At 62.3% G+C, this 17,160-nt stretch carries 18 protein-coding genes; 13 read left to right on the forward strand and 5 right to left on the reverse strand.

The genetic code is table 11. From position 1 onward, the window contains the following. Positions 1–220 precede the first annotated feature (220 nt). The 7 genes from M0D68_RS22770 (at position 221) to ptsP (ending at position 7,961) form a co-directional block, all read left to right on the forward strand. Complete coding sequence (locus M0D68_RS22770; RefSeq protein WP_006048089.1) at positions 221–559, forward strand: P-II family nitrogen regulator; 339 nt, start codon at positions 221–223, stop codon at positions 557–559. A 43-nt stretch (positions 560–602) separates the two neighbouring features. Continuing rightward, positions 603–2,111 carry an ammonium transporter gene (locus M0D68_RS22775; protein WP_211702870.1) on the forward strand — a complete coding sequence of 503 codons (1,509 nt, stop codon included), beginning with the start codon at positions 603–605 and terminating at the stop codon, positions 2,109–2,111. 230 nt (positions 2,112–2,341) lie between these two features. Then, positions 2,342–3,631, forward strand: coding sequence for a glutamate--cysteine ligase (gene gshA, locus M0D68_RS22780; protein WP_266225409.1), 1,290 nt, complete (start codon positions 2,342–2,344; stop codon positions 3,629–3,631). Positions 3,632–3,733: 102 nt separating this feature from the next. Next, positions 3,734–4,690 (forward strand): glutathione synthase, encoded by a 957-nt coding sequence (gene gshB / locus M0D68_RS22785; RefSeq protein WP_175051985.1) that lies wholly within the window; start codon positions 3,734–3,736, stop codon positions 4,688–4,690. Positions 4,691–5,021: 331 nt separating this feature from the next. Further along, positions 5,022–5,549, forward strand: coding sequence for a PTS sugar transporter subunit IIA (locus M0D68_RS22790; protein WP_093643774.1), 528 nt, complete (start codon positions 5,022–5,024; stop codon positions 5,547–5,549). Between the two features lie 105 nt (positions 5,550–5,654). Further along, positions 5,655–5,924 (forward strand): HPr family phosphocarrier protein, encoded by a 270-nt coding sequence (locus M0D68_RS22795; RefSeq protein WP_054035732.1) that lies wholly within the window; start codon positions 5,655–5,657, stop codon positions 5,922–5,924. A 288-nt stretch (positions 5,925–6,212) separates the two neighbouring features. Then, positions 6,213–7,961, forward strand: coding sequence for a phosphoenolpyruvate--protein phosphotransferase (gene ptsP, locus M0D68_RS22800; RefSeq protein ID WP_093643772.1), 1,749 nt, complete (start codon positions 6,213–6,215; stop codon positions 7,959–7,961). Between the two features lie 86 nt (positions 7,962–8,047). Here the strand turns inward: ptsP and M0D68_RS22805 are convergent, their stop codons facing one another. The 3 genes from M0D68_RS22805 to gpmA form a co-directional block, all read right to left on the reverse strand. Continuing rightward, entirely contained in the window at positions 8,048–8,806 is a 759-nt protein-coding gene (locus tag M0D68_RS22805) for a molybdopterin-synthase adenylyltransferase MoeB (protein WP_200651368.1), read from the reverse strand. 176 nt (positions 8,807–8,982) lie between these two features. Further along, positions 8,983–10,563: a S41 family peptidase gene (locus tag M0D68_RS22810; RefSeq protein WP_093643768.1), complete on the reverse strand. Its 1,581-nt coding sequence runs from the start codon at positions 10,561–10,563 to the stop codon at positions 8,983–8,985. A 315-nt stretch (positions 10,564–10,878) separates the two neighbouring features. Then, positions 10,879–11,625: a 2,3-diphosphoglycerate-dependent phosphoglycerate mutase gene (gpmA, locus tag M0D68_RS22815; protein WP_054035739.1), complete on the reverse strand. Its 747-nt coding sequence runs from the start codon at positions 11,623–11,625 to the stop codon at positions 10,879–10,881. Positions 11,626–11,762: 137 nt separating this feature from the next. Between gpmA and M0D68_RS22820 the strand changes: the two genes are divergently transcribed. The 5 genes from M0D68_RS22820 (at position 11,763) to M0D68_RS22840 (ending at position 14,757) form a co-directional block, all read left to right on the forward strand. Further along, positions 11,763–12,188, forward strand: a complete 426-nt coding sequence (locus M0D68_RS22820; protein ID WP_054035864.1) for a rhodanese-like domain-containing protein — start codon at positions 11,763–11,765, stop codon at positions 12,186–12,188. Further along, the gene (gene grxC / locus M0D68_RS22825) at positions 12,185–12,445 is read left to right on the forward strand and encodes a glutaredoxin 3 (RefSeq protein WP_054035740.1); all 261 of its coding nucleotides are present in this window, start codon (positions 12,185–12,187) and stop codon (positions 12,443–12,445) included. The genes M0D68_RS22820 and grxC overlap by 4 nt, the downstream gene beginning before the upstream one ends. Positions 12,446–12,621: 176 nt before the next feature. Next, positions 12,622–13,092: a protein-export chaperone SecB gene (gene secB / locus M0D68_RS22830; RefSeq protein ID WP_054035743.1), complete on the forward strand. Its 471-nt coding sequence runs from the start codon at positions 12,622–12,624 to the stop codon at positions 13,090–13,092. Between the two features lie 22 nt (positions 13,093–13,114). Further along, the gene (locus M0D68_RS22835) at positions 13,115–14,113 is read left to right on the forward strand and encodes an NAD(P)H-dependent glycerol-3-phosphate dehydrogenase (protein WP_200651369.1); all 999 of its coding nucleotides are present in this window, start codon (positions 13,115–13,117) and stop codon (positions 14,111–14,113) included. A 95-nt stretch (positions 14,114–14,208) separates the two neighbouring features. Next, complete coding sequence (locus tag M0D68_RS22840; RefSeq protein ID WP_211702872.1) at positions 14,209–14,757, forward strand: O-acetyl-ADP-ribose deacetylase; 549 nt, start codon at positions 14,209–14,211, stop codon at positions 14,755–14,757. Here M0D68_RS22840 and trmL read toward each other — a convergent pair. Together trmL and M0D68_RS22850 are read right to left on the reverse strand one after the other, a co-directional pair. Continuing rightward, positions 14,730–15,200, reverse strand: a complete 471-nt coding sequence (trmL, locus tag M0D68_RS22845; RefSeq protein ID WP_154564601.1) for a tRNA (uridine(34)/cytosine(34)/5-carboxymethylaminomethyluridine(34)-2'-O)-methyltransferase TrmL — start codon at positions 15,198–15,200, stop codon at positions 14,730–14,732. The two genes, M0D68_RS22840 and trmL, sit on opposite strands and share 28 nt — an antisense overlap. A gap of 18 nt (positions 15,201–15,218) precedes the next feature. Further along, positions 15,219–16,013 carry a ComF family protein gene (locus M0D68_RS22850; RefSeq protein WP_093643761.1) on the reverse strand — a complete coding sequence of 265 codons (795 nt, stop codon included), beginning with the start codon at positions 16,011–16,013 and terminating at the stop codon, positions 15,219–15,221. Positions 16,014–16,097: 84 nt separating this feature from the next. Between M0D68_RS22850 and M0D68_RS22855 the strand changes: the two genes are divergently transcribed. Then, positions 16,098–17,063: a methyltransferase domain-containing protein gene (locus tag M0D68_RS22855; RefSeq protein WP_093643759.1), complete on the forward strand. Its 966-nt coding sequence runs from the start codon at positions 16,098–16,100 to the stop codon at positions 17,061–17,063. The last annotated feature ends 97 nt before the right edge of the window (positions 17,064–17,160 follow it).

Genomic DNA, 17,160 nt, shown 5'->3' on the forward strand with positions numbered 1-17,160 from the left:
CGGTCCCCGCCAACGTTGGCCATCCGGCCAGGGCCGCTTGCGCTCCTTCTGCAGCATGCCCCGGACGAAGTCTGACACAACATGGCATGCGAGTTGCTGTTACTGCCCCGCGCGCACTGCCGGGTGCTTTTTACCGGCAGCGGAACGAGACCACGCGAACGGGTTACAGGGTACGCAAACAGGGTTACGCAACGGGTTACGCAACTTAGCGAGGGATTTCATGAAACTCATTACCGCAATCATCAAGCCGTTCAAGCTCGATGAGGCGCGCGAAGCCTTGTCGGCCATCGGCGTCTCAGGCATCACGGTGACGGAAGTCAAAGGCTTCGGTCGTCAGAAGGGCCACACGGAACTGTATCGGGGCGCTGAATACGTCGTCGATTTCCTGCCGAAGGTGAAGATCGAGGCGGCTGTCTCGGACGACATCGTCGACCAGGCGATCGAGGCGCTCGAACGCGCGGCACGCACCGGCAAGATCGGCGACGGCAAGATTTTTGTCACGCCGATCGAGCAAGTGATTCGGATTCGCACCGGGGAGACCGGCGCGGACGCTCTGTAATACCAAAAGATAGCGACACAGATAGCGACAAGAGGAAACGAAGATGCGCAAATTATTGATGTCCATGCTGATGGCCGGTTCGCTGCTCGCGGGCGGTATCGGCGCCGCCCTCGCGGACGACGCTTCCGCCCCTGCAGCCGCCTCGGCGCCTGCTTCCGATACGACGGCGAGCGCGCCGGCGCCTGACGCTTCGGCAGCGCCTGCTGCCGCCGCGGCTTCGGCACCGGCCGCTGATGCGTCCGCCGCACCGGCTGCCAGCGCCGCTGCAGCCGCGCCGGCAGCATCGGACGCCGCACCTGCCGCCCCGACCGCGCCGTTCTCGGTCGATTCGTCGAAGATCAATTCGGGCGACACCGCCTGGATGCTGACCTCCACCGCGCTCGTCCTGTTCATGACGATCCCGGGTCTGGCGCTGTTCTACGGCGGCATGGTCCGCAAGAAGAGCGTGCTCGCGATCCTGATGCAGAGCTTCGCGATCACCTGCCTGGTGTCGATCATCTGGGTCATCGTGGGCTACAGCCTCGCCTTCACGCCGGGCAACTCGTTCATCGGCGGCTTCTCGCGCTTCTTCATGGCGGGCATGAACTACATCAAGGGCGACAAGGCCACGACGCTGACCGTCAGCCACCTCGCACCGACGATCCCGGAAACGGTCTACGTCGTCTATCAGATGACGTTCGCGATCATTACCCCGGCACTGATCACGGGCGCGTTCGCCGACCGTATGAAGTTCTCGGCAATGCTCGTGTTCATGACGCTGTGGTCGATCATCGTCTACTCGCCGATCGCGCACATGGTCTGGGAACCGAGCGGCTGGCTGGCTAGCGCGGGCATCCTCGACTTCGCGGGCGGCACGGTGGTGCACATCAACGCCGGTATCGCGGCGCTGGTCTGTGCTCTGGTGCTCGGCAAGCGCGTCGGCTACGGCAAGGAAGCGATGGCGCCGCATAACCTGACGCTCACGCTGATCGGTGGCGCCATGCTGTGGGTAGGCTGGTTCGGCTTCAACGCGGGTTCGGCAGTGGCAGCAGACGGCCGTGCCGGTTTCGCGATGTTCGCAACGCAAGTGGCAACCGCAGCAGCAGCACTCGCATGGATGTTCGCTGAATGGGCAACCAAGGGTAAGCCGTCGGTACTCGGTATCGTGTCGGGCGCCGTGGCAGGTCTGGTGGCGATTACGCCGGCTTCGGGCTTCGTCGGTATGGCGGGTTCGCTGGTGATCGGTATCGCGGCAGGCGTGATCTGCTTCTGGTCGGCAACGTGGCTCAAGCACAAGCTCGGTTACGACGACTCGCTCGACGCGTTCGGCGTGCACTGCATCGGCGGTATCGTGGGTGCAATCCTGACCGGCGTGTTCGCGGTCAAGGACATCGGCGGCGCGGACGGCAGCGTCATCCTGCAAGCCAAGGGCGTGCTGACGACGCTGGTCTACAGCGGCGTGGTGAGCTACATCCTGCTGAAGGTGATCGATATGGTGATGGGCCTGCGCGTGACGGAAGAAGAAGAACGCGAAGGTCTGGACGTGAGCCTGCACGGCGAACACGTCGAATAAGGATTCCCCCCGCAAGTCTCAGGACTTGCGGATCAGAATCAAGCGCAGCGACTTTGGCCCGCCTTCATGGCGGGCTTTTTTCTTGACGCGTCTCTTGTGAACAGCAGTTTTCCCCGCCTATCATGGCGATAGCGAGAATGCATTCGCATCCGCTTGCGAATGGAGAAAGCGTCCCCAAATGGACAAAGCATTTGCTCTACAATCTTTTTTCTCCAGTCTGCGAGTGATCAATGGTTCCGCACCTAGTTACGGCGTTAAACGGCCCGCTGCTCGACCTCGAGCGGAAGATCCTCGACGCTACCCCCGCCATCGAACGCTGGTTCCGGCTCGAATGGCAGGAGCACACGCCGCCGTTCTACTGTTCAGTCGACCTGCGTAACGCGGGCTTCAAGCTCGCGCCGGTCGACACCAATCTGTTTCCCGGCGCATTCAACAATCTGCCGCAGGAAGTGCTGCCGCTCGCCGTGCAGGCCGCGATGGCGTCGATCGAAAAGATCTGCCCGGACGCGAAGAATCTGCTGGTGATCCCCGAGCGCCATACGCGCAACGCGTTTTATCTGGAGAATGTCGCCCGTCTGGCCGCGATCATGCGCCAGGCCGGCTTGAACGTACGTTTCGGCACGCTCGACGAAAGCATCGTCGGGCCGGTCACGATTGCACTGTCCGACGGCCAGAAGCTCGTGCTCGAACCGCTCGAGCGTTCGCAGCGGCGCCTCGGCCTGAAGAATTTCGACCCGTGCTCGATTCTGCTGAACAATGACCTGTCAGGCGGCATTCCGCCCGTGCTGGAAAATCTGCACGAGCAGTATCTGCTGCCGCCGCTGCATGCCGGCTGGGCCGTTCGCCGCAAATCGATGCACTTTTCCTGTTATGACGACGTCGCGAAGAAGTTCGCGAAGATGGTCGAGATCGATCCGTGGATGATCAATCCGTACTTCGCGCACGTTGAAGGCGTCGATTTCCAGGAGCGCACCGGTGAGGAAGCGCTAACGGATGCGATCGACGGTGTCCTGAAGAAGATCGCCAGGAAATATCGCGAGTACGGTATTTCCGAGAAACCGTATGTTGTCATCAAGTCGGATGCGGGCACTTATGGCATGGGCGTGATGACCGTGCACGACGCCTCGGAAGTGGCCGCGCTCACCAAGCGCGAACGCGCCAAGATGGCCGCCACCAAAGACGGCCTCGAAGTGCATGACGTGATCGTGCAGGAAGGCGTGTACACCTTCGAGCGGATCGGCGAAGAAGTCGCCGAGCCGGTCGTGTACATGATCGACCGTTACGTGGTGGGTGGCTTCTACCGCGTGCACGGCAGCCGCGAGCGCGATCAGAACCTGAACGCGCCCGGCATGCACTTCGTGCCGCTCGGCTTCGAGCACACGGCCTTGCCGGATGCGCACGCCAAGCCCGGCGCGGCGGTGCCGAACCGCTTCTATATGTACGGCGTGGTGGCGCGGCTCGGGTTGCTGGCCGCATCGGTCGAACTGGAAAAGACCGATCCGGAAGCAATTCAGGTTTAAGCCTCGCGAGATGGTCGATGGCGGCATGCGTGCCGCCATCGTCATTTTCAGCGACTATATTTGACGATCAATGCCAAGCCCTAAGGGCGCACCGGAATCCTCATGGACATTCTTTTCATTGCCGATCCGCTTACGCAGTTCAAGATCTACAAAGATTCCACCTACGCGATGATGGCCGAAGCCGCACGCCGCGGTCACACGCTCTACACGTGCGAGCCGAAACATCTGGCGTGGACCGGCGGCGACGTCGAGGCGAATGTGCAGCGCTTTGCGATTACCGGCGACGTGACCGACCTCCATCGCGACACGTGGTACGCCGCTGAAGCGGCCACGCCGAAATCGCTGAAGAGTTTCAGCGCGGTCGTGATGCGCAAAGACCCGCCCTTCGACATGGAATACGTGACGTCGACGTGGTTGCTGGAAATCGCCGAACGCGGCGGCGCGCGCATTTTCAACAAGCCGCAGGCCATTCGCGATCATTCGGAAAAGCTGGCGATCGGCGAGTTCGCGGAGTTCGTCGCGCCGACGTTGGTGACGCGCGACGCCGCCCGTTTGCGCGCCTTCCATGAAGAACACGGCGACGTGATCCTGAAGCCGCTCGACGGCATGGGCGGCATGGGCGTGTTCCGCGTGAAGGCCGACGGCATGAATCTCGGCTCGATCATCGAGATGCTGAGCCACGACGGCGCGCGCTCGGTGATGGCGCAAAAGTTCATCCCCGAGATCAAGGAAGGCGACAAGCGCATTCTCCTGATCGGCGGCGAAGCGGTGCCGTTTTCGCTCGCGCGAATTCCTCAGGGCAATGAAGTGCGCGGCAACCTCGCGGCGGGTGGGCTCGGCGTGGCGCGCCCGCTCACCGATCACGACCGCAAGATCGCGGACACGCTTGCGCCGGTGCTTGCCGCGCGTGGTCTGCTGCTGGTCGGGCTGGATGCGATCGGCGACTGGCTCACCGAGGTCAACGTGACGAGCCCGACGTGTTTCCGCGAGATCATGGATCAGACCGGTTTCGACGTCGCCGCGATGTTCATCGACGCATTGGAGCGAGCGGCCGCTTGAGGCGCAGCCCTTGAATGGCTGCGAAGCCCCCCAAACTGTGTAGTAAATCCGCATCAAGCGAAACACCAGCTTTGGCGAGAAAATGAGCCTGATACAATGCCCGCTCTTCCGCGCCAAGCCGAGTGGAAGGTGTCTGTCAGACGCCACTGGCATGGATTGCGGACTGTGAACGAGCCGTTTCCCGCCCTTGCCTCGGCGATATCAGGCACCGCGGGCCGCTCGTCGGGTGATGCGTTCCGGCCCTCACGACCCACGGCCAGTCGAGGGCGCTTACGAACCGGGCTTCGTCCCGGTCCACGGTTCGGGGCCGTTCTTTTGCAGTAAGGCTGACATGGCAGGCATTCTGATCATTGCGCACGCTCCGTTCGCCACCGCGTTGCGCGATTGTATTTCGCACATCTACGGTGGCTTGCCGGCTCGCATCGGCGTGATCGATGTATCGCCGGATTGCGATCCCGCACAGCAGGTCGCGTTCGCGCATTCGGAAATCGAGCGGCTCAAGGAAGAAAACGGCGCACTCGTGCTCACCGACATGTTCGGCGCCACGCCGGCGAATATCGCCGGGCGGCTCGCTTCGGTGCCGAACGTTCGTGTGCTGTGTGGCGTCAATCTGCCGATGCTGGTGCGCGCGGTCTGTTATCGCGCGACGCCGCTCGACACGCTGGTCGACAAAGCGCTCGCTGGAGCCACCAAGGGCGTACACGCAATCGGGCCGGCCACGCCGGCGCCGGTTGCGCCGCCCGCGGGGTCCAGTGACTGTTTGCCCGCTTTGCCGCCAGAGGCCGCCGCCGCTGACTGTTTGCAAGCGCTGCCGGCCGAGGCCGACCTGACTCAGAAAGCCGGCTCGACCGGGTTGTAAGCGGATCTCACGGCTTTAAACGATTGCGATTGGGTCGCGCCCAATCGCAGCTGGTTTGCAGTTTCACCTTTCACTACAACACTTACCCGCGCTTCGGACCATCACATGCTGCAACAGGAAACGACTATTGTGAACAAGCTGGGGCTGCACGCGCGCGCGTCGGCCAAGTTGACGCAACTCGCGGGCAACTACCAGGCGGAAATCTGGATGAGCCGCAATGGCCGCCGTATCAATGCCAAGAGCATCATGGGTGTGATGATGCTGGCCGCGGGTATAGGCAGCACGGTGCTCATCGAAACAGAAGGCACCGACGAAAAAGAAGCCATGGACGCATTGTTGAAACTGATTGCTGATAAATTCGGCGAAGGTCAGTGAATTCACGCGTTACCGTTGCCTGAAGCAAAATGCCGCGGCTGTCCGCGGCATTTTTTTTAGCGCGAGACAATCGCAGCTTGAGAAGCGCCTGCTCGCGGCGCGCGGGGGGTCGCGTTGCCGGAGCGCAAGTTCGCCGAAGGCGCATTGTTGTGGATGGTTACGGTATTTCGTGCTGCGCTGCACACAGCCCTAACGTATCTACAACGGGCGCGGAATTTATAATGGCCAGCAGAGTCTGAGAGCATTGCAGCGGTTTGCCGCGGCATCACACAACTAGAGGAGGTGCGCGTGTCCTTCACGCTGCATGGAATTCCCGTGTCACGCGGTATCGCCATCGGGCGGGCCTATCTGATCGCCCCGGCTGCACTTGACGTAGACCACTATTTGATCGAACCCGCCCAGATCGAGGGCGAGATCGAGCGCTTCCGCACGGCCCAGCAACATGTGCATTACGAGCTCGACACGTTGCGCGCCGATCTCGCGGCAGACGCGCCGAGCGAAATGGGCGCGTTCATCAACGTTCATTCAATGATCCTGAACGATGCAATGCTCGTGCAGGAAACTATCGACCTGATCCGTACACGCCGTTACAACGTGGAGTGGGCGCTGACCGAACAGCTCGAGCGCCTGTCGCGCCATTTCGACGATATCGAAGACGAATACCTGCGTGAGCGGAAAGCCGACATCGAACAGGTGGTGGAGCGCGTGCTGAAGGCGCTCGCCGGTGCTTCGGTGGCGCTGGTGGACGGCGTGCACGGTACCTGCGACGAGATGATCGTGGTCGCGCACGACATCGCGCCTGCCGACATGATGCAGTTCAAAACGCAAACGTTTCAGGGCTTCGTCACCGATCTCGGCGGACGGACTTCGCATACGGCGATTGTCGCGCGCAGCCTCGGCATTCCGGCCGCGGTCGGCGTGCAGCATGCGAGCCAGTTGATCCGGCAAGACGACCTGATCATTGTCGACGGAGATCACGGCATCGTGATCGTCGATCCCGCACCCATCGTGCTGGAAGAATATTCGTACCGTCAGAGCGAAAAAGCGTTGGAGCAGCGCAAGCTGCAACGCCTGAAGTTTTCGCCTACGCAAACACTTTGCGGCACGCGCATCGAACTGTGCGCGAACATCGAGTTGCCGGAGGACGCGCGCGCGGCGGTCGATTCGGGCGCAACCGGGGTGGGCCTGTTCCGCACCGAATTCCTGTTCATGAATCACAAGCACCAGTTGCCGGAAGAGGAAGAGCAGTTTGCGGCCTATCGTCGCGCGGTCGAGTTGATGAACGGCTTGCCGGTGACGATCCGTACGATCGACGTCGGCGCCGACAAGCCGCTCGATTCGATGGCTGGGGGCGACGGCTACGAAACCGCGCCGAACCCCGCCTTGGGGCTCAGAGCGATTCGCTGGAGCCTCTCGGAACCGCAGATGTTCCTGACGCAACTGCGCGCGATTCTTCGTGCGTCGGCGTTCGGCAAAGTGAAGATTCTGATTCCGATGCTCGCCCACGCGCAGGAGATCGATCAGACGCTCGATCTGATTCGCGAGGCCAAGCGTCAACTGGACGATGCCGGTATCGCCTACGATCCGAACGTGCAGGTCGGCGCGATGATCGAGATTCCGGCTGCCGCGATTGCATTGCCGCTGTTTCTCAAGCGGCTGGATTTCCTGTCGATCGGCACCAACGATCTGATCCAGTACACGCTGGCGATCGATCGCGCGGATAACTCGGTCGCGCACCTGTACGACCCGCTGCACCCGGCGGTGCTGCATCTGATCGCCTTCACGCTGCGCGAGGCGAAGCGGGCGGGGGTGCCGGTGTCGGTGTGCGGCGAGATGGCGGGCGACCCGGCATTGACGCGTCTGTTGCTCGGCATGGGCCTCACCGAGTTCTCGATGCACCCGAGCCAGTTGCTGGTGGTCAAGCAGGAAGTCCTGCGCTCGCATCTGAAGACGCTCGAGAAGCCGGTGGCCGACGTGTTGGCTTCGTTCGAACCGGAAGAGGTGCAGGCGGCGCTCAAGCGCGTGATACTGGCTTGAAACTGAAAATCCGGATTGGTGGGTTCAAATGAAAAACGCCGCACATATGTGCGGCGTTTTCCTTTTAGCGTCTTGCCTGCGTAGGCTCAGGCCTGATGCCGTTGCCCACATACCGGGCAATCCGGCTGACGCGCAATGCGCATCGTGTTCCATTCCATACGCAGCGAATCGAGCATCGTAAGACGGCCCATCAGCGGCGTGCCGATTTCGCCGATCACTTTCAGTGCTTCAGCCGCTTGCATCGAACCGATGATCCCGACCGTGGGCGCGAACACGCCCATCGTCGAGCACGCGACTTCCTCGAACGGTTGATCTTCCGGGAACACGCACGCATAGCAGGGCGACGCTGCATCGCGGAAATCGAAAGTGCTGATCTGGCCGTCGAAGCGCAAGGCCGCGCCTGAGACCAGCGGCACACCATGCTTCACGCAGGCGCGATTGATCGCGTGGCGCGTCGCGAAGTTGTCGGTGCAATCGAGCACGACTGCGGCGTGCGGCACCTCGCGATCGAGCCATGCATCGTCGACGCGTTCGGCCACCGCGTTCACTACCACCTCAGGATTGATCTGGGCGATTGCATCGCGCCCGGACTCCACCTTCTTGCGCCCGACAGACGCCGTCACATGCAAAATCTGCCGCTGCAGGTTGGTCAGGTCGACCGTATCTTCATCGACCAGCGTCAGACGGCCAACGCCTGCCGCCGCCAGATACATCGCTGCCGGCGAGCCCAGGCCGCCCGCACCGACAATGATCGCGTGCGCGTCGATAAAGCGCTGCTGCGCCTCGATGCCGATTTCGTCGACGAGGATGTGGCGGGAATAGCGGAGGAGTTGGTCGTCATTCATGGCGGGGCGCGTGGAGTGTCGCGCAATGAGATGCAGGACCGATGGCCTGCCGTGCGCGGTTTCGTTATTTTAATCGCGCGGGGGAGCGGGTGTTCTTGCTGGTGCCGGATATTACAACGGTACTGCTACGTGTCTTCGCAGCACGTTCCGCTGCGAAGACACGTTGGGTTTGCTGCTTAGTTGCTTTGCGTAGCAGGCGCCGAGGCCGGTGCCGATGCGCCCGGTACCGGCTGCGTCGGCTTCACCGCGACCGGCGCGGAGGCCGATGCTGCCGGCTTGTTCTGCGCGAGACGCCGCTCGGTCAGCGACTTCGATTCCTGCACCGGCTTGCCTTCCAGCTTGTTCAATGCCTGCGTCAGCATGAAGTCGTCGGTCGAACCGAACTCGACCGGCTTGCGCTCACGATCCTTCTGACGCTGTTCCGGCGTCTTCTTGTCGTTCTGCTCTTCAAGCTGGCGCAGTTGGTCCATGCGTTCCTGTTCGCGCTGTTCCGCTTCCTTCTTCTCGTTCGGATCCTGCGTGTTCGCCAGGTGGTTCGAGTAGTCGACTTCGCGGGTCACCAGTGCGTCGTCCGGATCGCCTTCCGCGTATTGATCGACCGCGATGTCAGGACGGATGCCCTTGTTCTGGATCGAACGGCCGCTCGGCGTGTAGTAGTACGCCGTGGTCAGACGCAGTGCCGTTTCAGCCGTCATTGGACGGACGGTTTGCACCGAGCCCTTGCCGAAGGTGGTCTTGCCGACGATCAGCGCACGATGCTGATCCTGCAGCGCGCCCGCGACGATTTCCGAAGCCGACGCCGAGTAGGCGTTGGTCAGCACGATCATCGGCACAGTCTTGAAGATCGGCGCTTCGTCTTTCAGCGGATCGCTGTCGAACGATTGCAGGCGGTAGTTATCGTACGTGTCGCGATAGACCTGCTTCGAATCCGGAATCTGGCCGTTGGTGGACACCACAACCGAATTCGGCGGCAGGAACGCGCCGGCAACACCAACCGCGCTTTGCAGCAGACCGCCGCCGTTATTGCGCAGGTCGAGCACGAGACCCTTCAGGTTCGGCTGTTGACGGGCGATGTCTTGCAGCTTCGCAGCCAGATCAGGCGTGGTGCGTTCCTGGAAGCTGGTGATGCGGACATACGCGTAGCCCGGCGCCAGAATCTTCATCTTGACCGATTGGACCTTGATGATCGCGCGCGTCACCGTGAGCGGGAACGTACGGTCGTCGGTCTTGCGGAAGATGGTCAGCGTGACCTTGGTGCCCGGATCGCCGCGCATCTGCTTGACGGCCTGGTCGAGCGTCATGCCGCGCACCGGCTTGTCATTGATGCGGGTGATCAGGTCGCCCGGACGGATGCCGGCGCGGAACGCGGGTGTGTCTTCAATCGGCGAGATCACCTTGATCAGGCCGTCTTCCGACGAAATTTCGATGCCGAGACCCGCGAAGCGACCCTTGGTCTGCTCCTGCAGTTCTTCGTAATCGGTCTTGTCGAGATACGACGAGTGCGGGTCCAAGCTCGACACCATGCCCTTGATCGCGGCGGTGAGGAGCTTTTTATCGTCGACCGGTTCGACGTACTCATGCTTGATTTGCCCGAAGACTTCGGCAAAGAGCCGGAGTTGGTCCAGCGGCAACGGTGCGACGGCGCTCGAGGCGGCGCTGGCGGGTTGCTGGGCCGAGGCGGAGAGTTGCAGGGTGGCAAATGCGCCGGTAGCAAGGCCCGCGGCAATCAGGCCGATATTTTTCAGGTTCTTTCGCATAGAGTCTGTTGCGGTCGGGAGCGCGTGGCAGCGTCGATAGAGATGGGGACGGACAAGTATAACTGCACACCCGCCCAGTCAGTGCGCAGCGCAGGCAATCGTGATTCGACAGCGCCGGCGGGCCCTGGTTCGTGAGCCGGCGCTCGCGCCGCTGAAGTAATGTGCAGTAACGGCAAGATGGCAGTGCGATGGCGCAATTGACAGCCGGCGGGCAGCGTATCCCGGTAGGTCTTGCCGATGGTACGGCCCGTTTGCCGGGCCCCCCGCTGCAAGTTTCCGCTGCAGACGGGAGCCGCGGCGGCCGGTGGCCCCGGTTTAGCCCGCCTTGCCCTGCTTGGCCACGGCGGCCTGCGCCTTTGCAATCGCGTCCTGGTCGCCCAGATAGTAGTGCTTGATCGGCTTCAGGTTTTCGTCGAGTTCATAGACGAGCGGCACGCCGTTCGGGATATTCAGGCCGACGATGTCGTCGTCCGAAATGTTGTCGAGATACTTCACCATGGCGCGGATCGAGTTGCCGTGCGCGGCGATCACGACCTTGCGGCCCGACTTGATGGCCGGCGCGATCGACTCGTTCCACAACGGCAAAACGCGTGCGACGGTGTCTTTCAGGCACTCGGTGAGCGGCAATTGCTCACGCGGCACCTTGGCGTAGCGCGGATCGTTGTAGGGTGCGCGTTCGTCCGACGGATCGAGCGCCGGCGGCGGCGTGTCGTAGCTGCGGCGCCAGACCAGCACCTGTTCGTCGCCGAACTTGGCGGCGGTTTCCGCCTTGTTCAGACCCGACAGCGCGCCGTAGTGGCGCTCGTTCAGGCGCCACGAGTGCACCACCGGCAGGTACATCAGATCCATCTGGTCCTGTACGTGCCACAGGGTGCGGATCGCGCGCTTGAGCACCGACGTGTAGGCGATATCGAACGAATAGCCCGATTCCTTCAGCAGCACGCCCGCCTGCTGCGCTTCACGATTGCCCTGCTCGGTGAGGTCGACGTCGACCCAGCCCGTGAAACGGTTTTCCTTGTTCCACGTCGATTCGCCGTGGCGGATGAGAACGAGTTTGTACATGAGATTGCCGGTCGGTAGTAAGGAAGCGGTAAAGCGCTGCGAGGGTCCTCTAGAGGAGCGCCGCCATCGCGTCAGACGGTTATTTTATAATGGGTGGATTGCCCTTTTCGATTTCTCTCTTTTTCGGCGGATTTTCCGTGAAGTTTTTCACTGATTACACAAACCTTGTACTGATCGCAATCGTCCTCATCTCCGGTGGGTTGCTGCTGTGGCCGACGATCAGCCGGCGTGGCCGCGGTGGCCTGTCGGCCGCTGAAGCCACCCAACTGATCAACCGGCGCAATGCGGCGGTCATCGATCTGCGTCCGTCCGCCGACTTTGCCAAGGGCCATCTGCCCGCGGCACGGCACCTTGAATTTGCAGAGCTGCAGGCGAAAGTCGCGCAACTCGTGAAGAACAAGAGCAACCCGGTGCTGCTGGTATGCCAGACCGGCCAGCAGTCGAACAAGGCAGCGCGTATCGTGCAGGATGCGGGATACGCCGAAGTCCATGTTCTCGAAGGCGGTGTCGACGCCTGGCAGAAAGCCGGTATGCCGGTTGTGAAACAAGGAGCAGCCAAGTGAACAAAGTCATCATGTACAGCACCCAGGTGTGCCCGTATTGCCAGATGGCCGAACGTCTTTTAAAGTCGCGCGGCGTCGAGCACGTTGAAAAGGTACTGATCGACAAGGACCCGGCCCGTCGTGAAGAAATGATGACCCGGACCGGTCGCCGCACAGTGCCGCAGGTGTTCATCGGCGAGACGCATGTCGGCGGGTACGACGATCTGTCCGCGCTCGATCGCGCGGGCGGTTTGATGCCTCTGCTCGAACCTGCCTGAACGAAGCTGCCTGACTGGTGCGCCGGCCGGCGCGTGAGTCAGTCGGGTGAAATACAAGTCGGCGCGTGCTGGCCCTTCAAGGACAACCTCGAGGGCCGGCGATGCGCCGCAACGATCTGGCGGCCCGTGGAGTCATGGGCCGCCGCCATGCATACCTATCAGGGAATCACTCAATCATGTCCGACGAGAATAACCAGCCGTTCTTCAACATCCAGCGCATCTACCTGAAGGACATGTCGCTCGAGCAGCCGAATTCGCCGGGCATCTTCCTCGAGCAGGAAATGCCGTCGGTCGAAGTCGAAGTCGACGTGAAGGCCGAGCGCCTCGCCGACACCGTGTTCGAAATCCTCGTGACGGGCACGGTCACGGCCAAGGTGTCGGACAAGGTTGCGTTCCTGATCGAAGCCAAGCAAGCCGGCATTTTCGACATCCGCAACATTCCGGCTGAACAGATCGATCCGCTGGTCGGCATTGCCTGCCCGACGATCCTGTTCCCGTACCTGCGCTCGAACATCGCCGACGCGATCACCCGCGCAGGCTTCCCGCCGATCCACCTCGCCGAGATCAACTTCCAGGCGCTGTACGAGCAACGTCTCGCGCAAATGGGCGGCCAGGAAGGCGCGGCGCAAAACGGCGTCACGCATTAAACGCGTCCGTTCGGTGCCGGCTATGAAGGTTGCTGTCCTCGGCGCCGGCGCATGGGGCACAGCCCTCGCCGGACATCTGGCCGCACGGCACGACACGGTGCTGTGGGCGCGTGAACCCGCGCTCATCGCCGATCTCTCCGCTTCGCACGAAAACGCCCGCTATCTGGCGGGCGTTGCGTTGCCGGCGTCCCTTCGCTATGAAGCCGATCTGAACGCAGCGCTCGACCACGCGCTCGCCGACGACGCGTTATGCGTCGTGGCGACGCCCGTTGCCGGTTTGCGGGGTTTGTTTCGGGCGATGCACGACGCGGGCAAAGTGCCGGCGCATGTGGTGTGGTTGTGCAAAGGATTCGAAGCCGACTCGCAGTTGTTGCCGCATCAGGTGGTCGCGGCTGAATTGCCGGGGCATGGCAGTAACGGCGTGCTGTCGGGTCCGAGTTTCGCTCGTGAAGTTGGACAGGGCTTGCCGGTCGCGTTGACGATCGCGAGCACGTCGGCGACATGCCGGGAGCGCACGGTTGCCGCGTTTCATCATGGCGCCATGCGCATCTATACCGGCGATGACATCGTCGGCGTGGAAGTGGGCGGCGCGGTCAAGAACGTGCTGGCGATTGCCACGGGTATTGCCGATGGCCTCGGCCTCGGTCTCAACGCACGCGCGGCGTTGATTACACGTGGTCTCGCTGAAATGTCGCGCCTCGGCGTGACGCTAGGCGGGCGGGCGGAGACGTTCACCGGTTTGACCGGGCTGGGCGATCTGATCCTGACCGCCACGGGTGATCTCTCACGCAATCGCACGGTCGGCGTTCAGCTCGCCGCGGGCCGTACGCTCGACGACATCCTCGGCGGCCTCGGTCACGTGGCCGAAGGTGTGCGTTGTGCGCAAGCTGTGTTGGCAATCGCTCGCGCTCATGCAATCGAGATGCCGATCACGCAGGCAGTCTGTGCTGTGCTGTTCGACGGCGTAGCGCCCCGCGACGCCGTCAGCGCCTTGCTGCGGCGCGATTCGAAAGCAGAATAAGTCTTGTCTTTCAGCCGTTTAGCGCGAAAAGCGCTGAACGGCTGCCCGCCATCGCTGTCCACGTTTTATCGACGCTTCGGACCAGCGAGGTTCTCATGCCCAGTTTTAACAATTGCACGCTAGAAGCGCGCGTGGTCGACATCACGACACTCGCCGTGGATGCGATCGTCAATGCCGCGAATACTTCGTTGCTAGGCGGGGGCGGCGTGGACGGCGCGATTCACCGCGCGGCCGGCAAGGAATTGCTGCGTGAGTGCGAAACGCTCGGCGGCTGCGCAACCGGCGATGCGAAAATCACCCGTGGCTACCAGTTACGGGCCAAACACGTGATCCATGCGGTCGGCCCGGTCTGGCAGGGTGGTGTGCGCGGCGAGGCGGACCTGCTTGCCTCCTGTTATCAACGCTCACTCGAAGTCGCGCATCAGGCGCATTGCACGAGCATTGCATTCCCCGCGATTAGTTGCGGCATCTACCATTTTCCTGCCAACGAAGCCGTGCAGATCGCCGTGGGCGCTGTGCTTGAAACTTTGCCACGCACCCCGAAAATCGAGCACGTGGTGTTCGCCTGTTTCGACGAAGCCATGCTCGCGCGCTACGAAGCCGAATTGAAGCGCCGTCAGGCGCCGCCGTCAAAGCCGGTCTGACGCCACGCTTCGAACACCACGACAGCGACCGTATTCGACAGATTCAGGCTGCGGTTGCCCGGTCGCATCGGCAGACGCACGCGTTGTTCATTGGCGAATTGATCGAGCACGGTGTCAGGCAGGCCGCGCGTTTCTGCGCCGAATACGAACCAGTCGCCGGATTGAAACGCATGCTCGTGAAACCGGCCAGAGCCACGGGTGGTGAAGGCGAACATCCGCGCCGGATCGGGCGCTTCCTTGGCGACGAACGCGGCCCAATCGGCATGCACGTTCATCTGCGCATACTCGTGATAGTCGAGACCGGCGCGGCGTAACTTGGCGTCGTCGAGCGGAAAGCCGAGCGGCTCGATCAGATGCAGCCGTGCGCCGGTGTTGGCGCACAGGCGGATAACGTTGCCGGTGTTCGGCGGGATTTCGGGTTCGACGAGAACGACATTGAACATGATGGCTTCTGATAGAGACTAGTTTTTCGGCGTACGCAGCGCGACGAAGTTGGTGACGCGCCGCGCACCGGCAGCTTTGAGCGTACGCGCCAGCGCTTCGAGGGTCGCGCCGGTCGTCATCACATCGTCGACGATGCCGACATGCAGACCTTGCACCGGTCTGGCGACCTTGAATGCGCGGCCCACGTTCAAGCGGCGCGCGTCCAGGTCGAGCCGCGATTGCGGCGCGGTGTGAATCACACGATGCAGCAAGGTGGCGTCGCTGCGCACATTCAGCGCGCGGGCCAGGGGCCTCGCAATCTGCCAGGCCTGGTTGTAGCCGCGCTCAGTAAGACGTTTGTTGGCCAGCGGCACAGGCGCGAGCACATCGGGCTTGTCCGTCGCGTCCACCCATGAATCCCCTGCGAGCCGCGCAAGGCGTTGCGCAAACTCGCGCGCCAGCATCAGCCGGGCACGGAATTTCAGCCCGAGCGCCAAGGCATCGAGCGGCTGGCGGTAATCGGCAAGAGCAAAGGTCGCCTCGAACGGCGGCGGCTCGCCGATGCAATCCGCACAGCGATATTGCGCGTGGCCCGCCCAGCGCGTTCCGGACAAAGGGACCGCGCACACCGTGCAGCGCAATCTGGCTTCGTTCCAGTACGCCTCGTCACAACCAGCACACAGCGTTTTATGCGACAAATTGCCGCACAGTGCGCACAGGTTCGGCAACGCAGCGTGCATCACATGCGGCCATGCCGAATATAAGCCGCGCGTGAAGCGTGCAAAAAGTGCGTTCGAGCCGCCGGGAGACGAGGAATTTTTTCGGAATGGCATGATTGGACCGCCCGTAAAGGCCTTTCACGCTGAATGGACGGAAGCGAACGAGTATACTTCGTGCTCTACGCCAGTACGACACCCATGCCCCCAACTACGTCTCAATCTGGCCGTCCGGCCTATGATTCCCGGCGCCTCAGGCAGATTTTCGACCGCCGTGCGGCGACCTTCGACCAGGTCGCGTTCCTGCCGCGCGAAATCGCGCAGCGCATGCGCGAACGCCTCGACTACATCAAGGTTGCGCCGTCGAGCGTGCTCGACGCCGGTTGCGGTGCGGGCGAAGACATCCCCGGATTGCGCGAACGCTTCCCCGAGGCGCCGGTGTTCGGCACCGACCTGTCGCACGGAATGCTCAGCCGCGCGTTGCGCCACGATTCCGGCGACATGAGCTGGCGGCGCTTTTTGCCGGCCACGCTCGGCAAGGCACTCGGCGCCCGTGGTCCGCGTTTCGCGCAGGCCGACTTCTCGGCGCTGCCGTTCGCGGCCGGCGCCTTCGAATTCATCTGGTCCAATCTCGCTCTCCACTGGCACTCGCGGCCCGATCTCGTGTTTCCCGAGTGGCAACGCGTGCTGAAAGTGAACGGCCTGCTGATGTTCAGCACGCTCGGCCCCGATTCGCTGAAGGAATTGCGCGGCGCCTACGCCGAGGTCGAGGCCGCACATGGCGTTGCCTCGCGCAAGCACGTGATCGACTTTGTCGACATGCATGACCTCGGAGACATGCTGGTCGAGAGCGGTTTCGAGATTCCGGTGATGGATCAGGAAACACTCACCATTACGTATAAGTCGCCCGAGTCGCTGCTCGCGGATGTGCGCCGTTGGGGCGCCTATCCGTTCGAGCGCGAGAGCACCTCGAATGCTGTCGCGCGTAGGCTGCACAAGGCTTTGCTGGCGGCGCTCGAAGCCCGCCGGCGCGCCGACGGCACGATCGCGCTGACCTTCGAAGTGATCTACGGCCACGCCTGGAAAGCCGTGCCGCGCACCACGGCCGAAGGGCATGGGATCGTGCGGCTCGAGGATATCGGACGAGGCTCGTCGAGGAATCGGTGAGGAATCAACGAAGCGGTAAAGAGGACATCTGTTATGTCTGAAATTACCGCTTCAAAAGACGCGTGAAAGCTGCGTCAAAACGGCGCGGAGGCTTGTC

Origin of the sequence: Paraburkholderia sp. SEWSISQ10-3 4 (assembly GCF_030464785.1) — a bacterium.
Lineage (GTDB): Bacteria > Pseudomonadota > Gammaproteobacteria > Burkholderiales > Burkholderiaceae > Paraburkholderia > Paraburkholderia aspalathi.

Excerpts from the sequence above, each read along its gene's own strand:
- gpmA (WP_054035739.1), bottom strand. The coding sequence starts at position 11,625 with ATGTACAAACTCGTTCTCATCCGCCACGGCGAATCGACGTGGAACAAG.
- M0D68_RS22810 (WP_093643768.1), bottom strand. The coding sequence starts at position 10,563 with ATGCGAAAGAACCTGAAAAATATCGGCCTGATTGCCGCGGGCCTTGCT.
- secB (WP_054035743.1), top strand. The coding sequence starts at position 12,622 with ATGTCCGACGAGAATAACCAGCCGTTCTTCAACATCCAGCGCATCTAC.
- gshA (WP_266225409.1), top strand. The coding sequence starts at position 2,342 with ATGGTTCCGCACCTAGTTACGGCGTTAAACGGCCCGCTGCTCGACCTC.
- M0D68_RS22795 (WP_054035732.1), top strand. The coding sequence starts at position 5,655 with ATGCTGCAACAGGAAACGACTATTGTGAACAAGCTGGGGCTGCACGCG.
- trmL (WP_154564601.1), bottom strand. The coding sequence starts at position 15,200 with ATGTTCAATGTCGTTCTCGTCGAACCCGAAATCCCGCCGAACACCGGC.
- M0D68_RS22850 (WP_093643761.1), bottom strand. The coding sequence starts at position 16,013 with ATGCCATTCCGAAAAAATTCCTCGTCTCCCGGCGGCTCGAACGCACTT.
- M0D68_RS22805 (WP_200651368.1), bottom strand. The coding sequence starts at position 8,806 with ATGAATGACGACCAACTCCTCCGCTATTCCCGCCACATCCTCGTCGAC.
- M0D68_RS22775 (WP_211702870.1), top strand. The coding sequence starts at position 603 with ATGCGCAAATTATTGATGTCCATGCTGATGGCCGGTTCGCTGCTCGCG.
- M0D68_RS22840 (WP_211702872.1), top strand. The coding sequence starts at position 14,209 with ATGCCCAGTTTTAACAATTGCACGCTAGAAGCGCGCGTGGTCGACATC.
- M0D68_RS22855 (WP_093643759.1), top strand. The coding sequence starts at position 16,098 with ATGCCCCCAACTACGTCTCAATCTGGCCGTCCGGCCTATGATTCCCGG.
- M0D68_RS22835 (WP_200651369.1), top strand. The coding sequence starts at position 13,115 with ATGAAGGTTGCTGTCCTCGGCGCCGGCGCATGGGGCACAGCCCTCGCC.
- M0D68_RS22790 (WP_093643774.1), top strand. The coding sequence starts at position 5,022 with ATGGCAGGCATTCTGATCATTGCGCACGCTCCGTTCGCCACCGCGTTG.
- M0D68_RS22770 (WP_006048089.1), top strand. The coding sequence starts at position 221 with ATGAAACTCATTACCGCAATCATCAAGCCGTTCAAGCTCGATGAGGCG.
- gshB (WP_175051985.1), top strand. The coding sequence starts at position 3,734 with ATGGACATTCTTTTCATTGCCGATCCGCTTACGCAGTTCAAGATCTAC.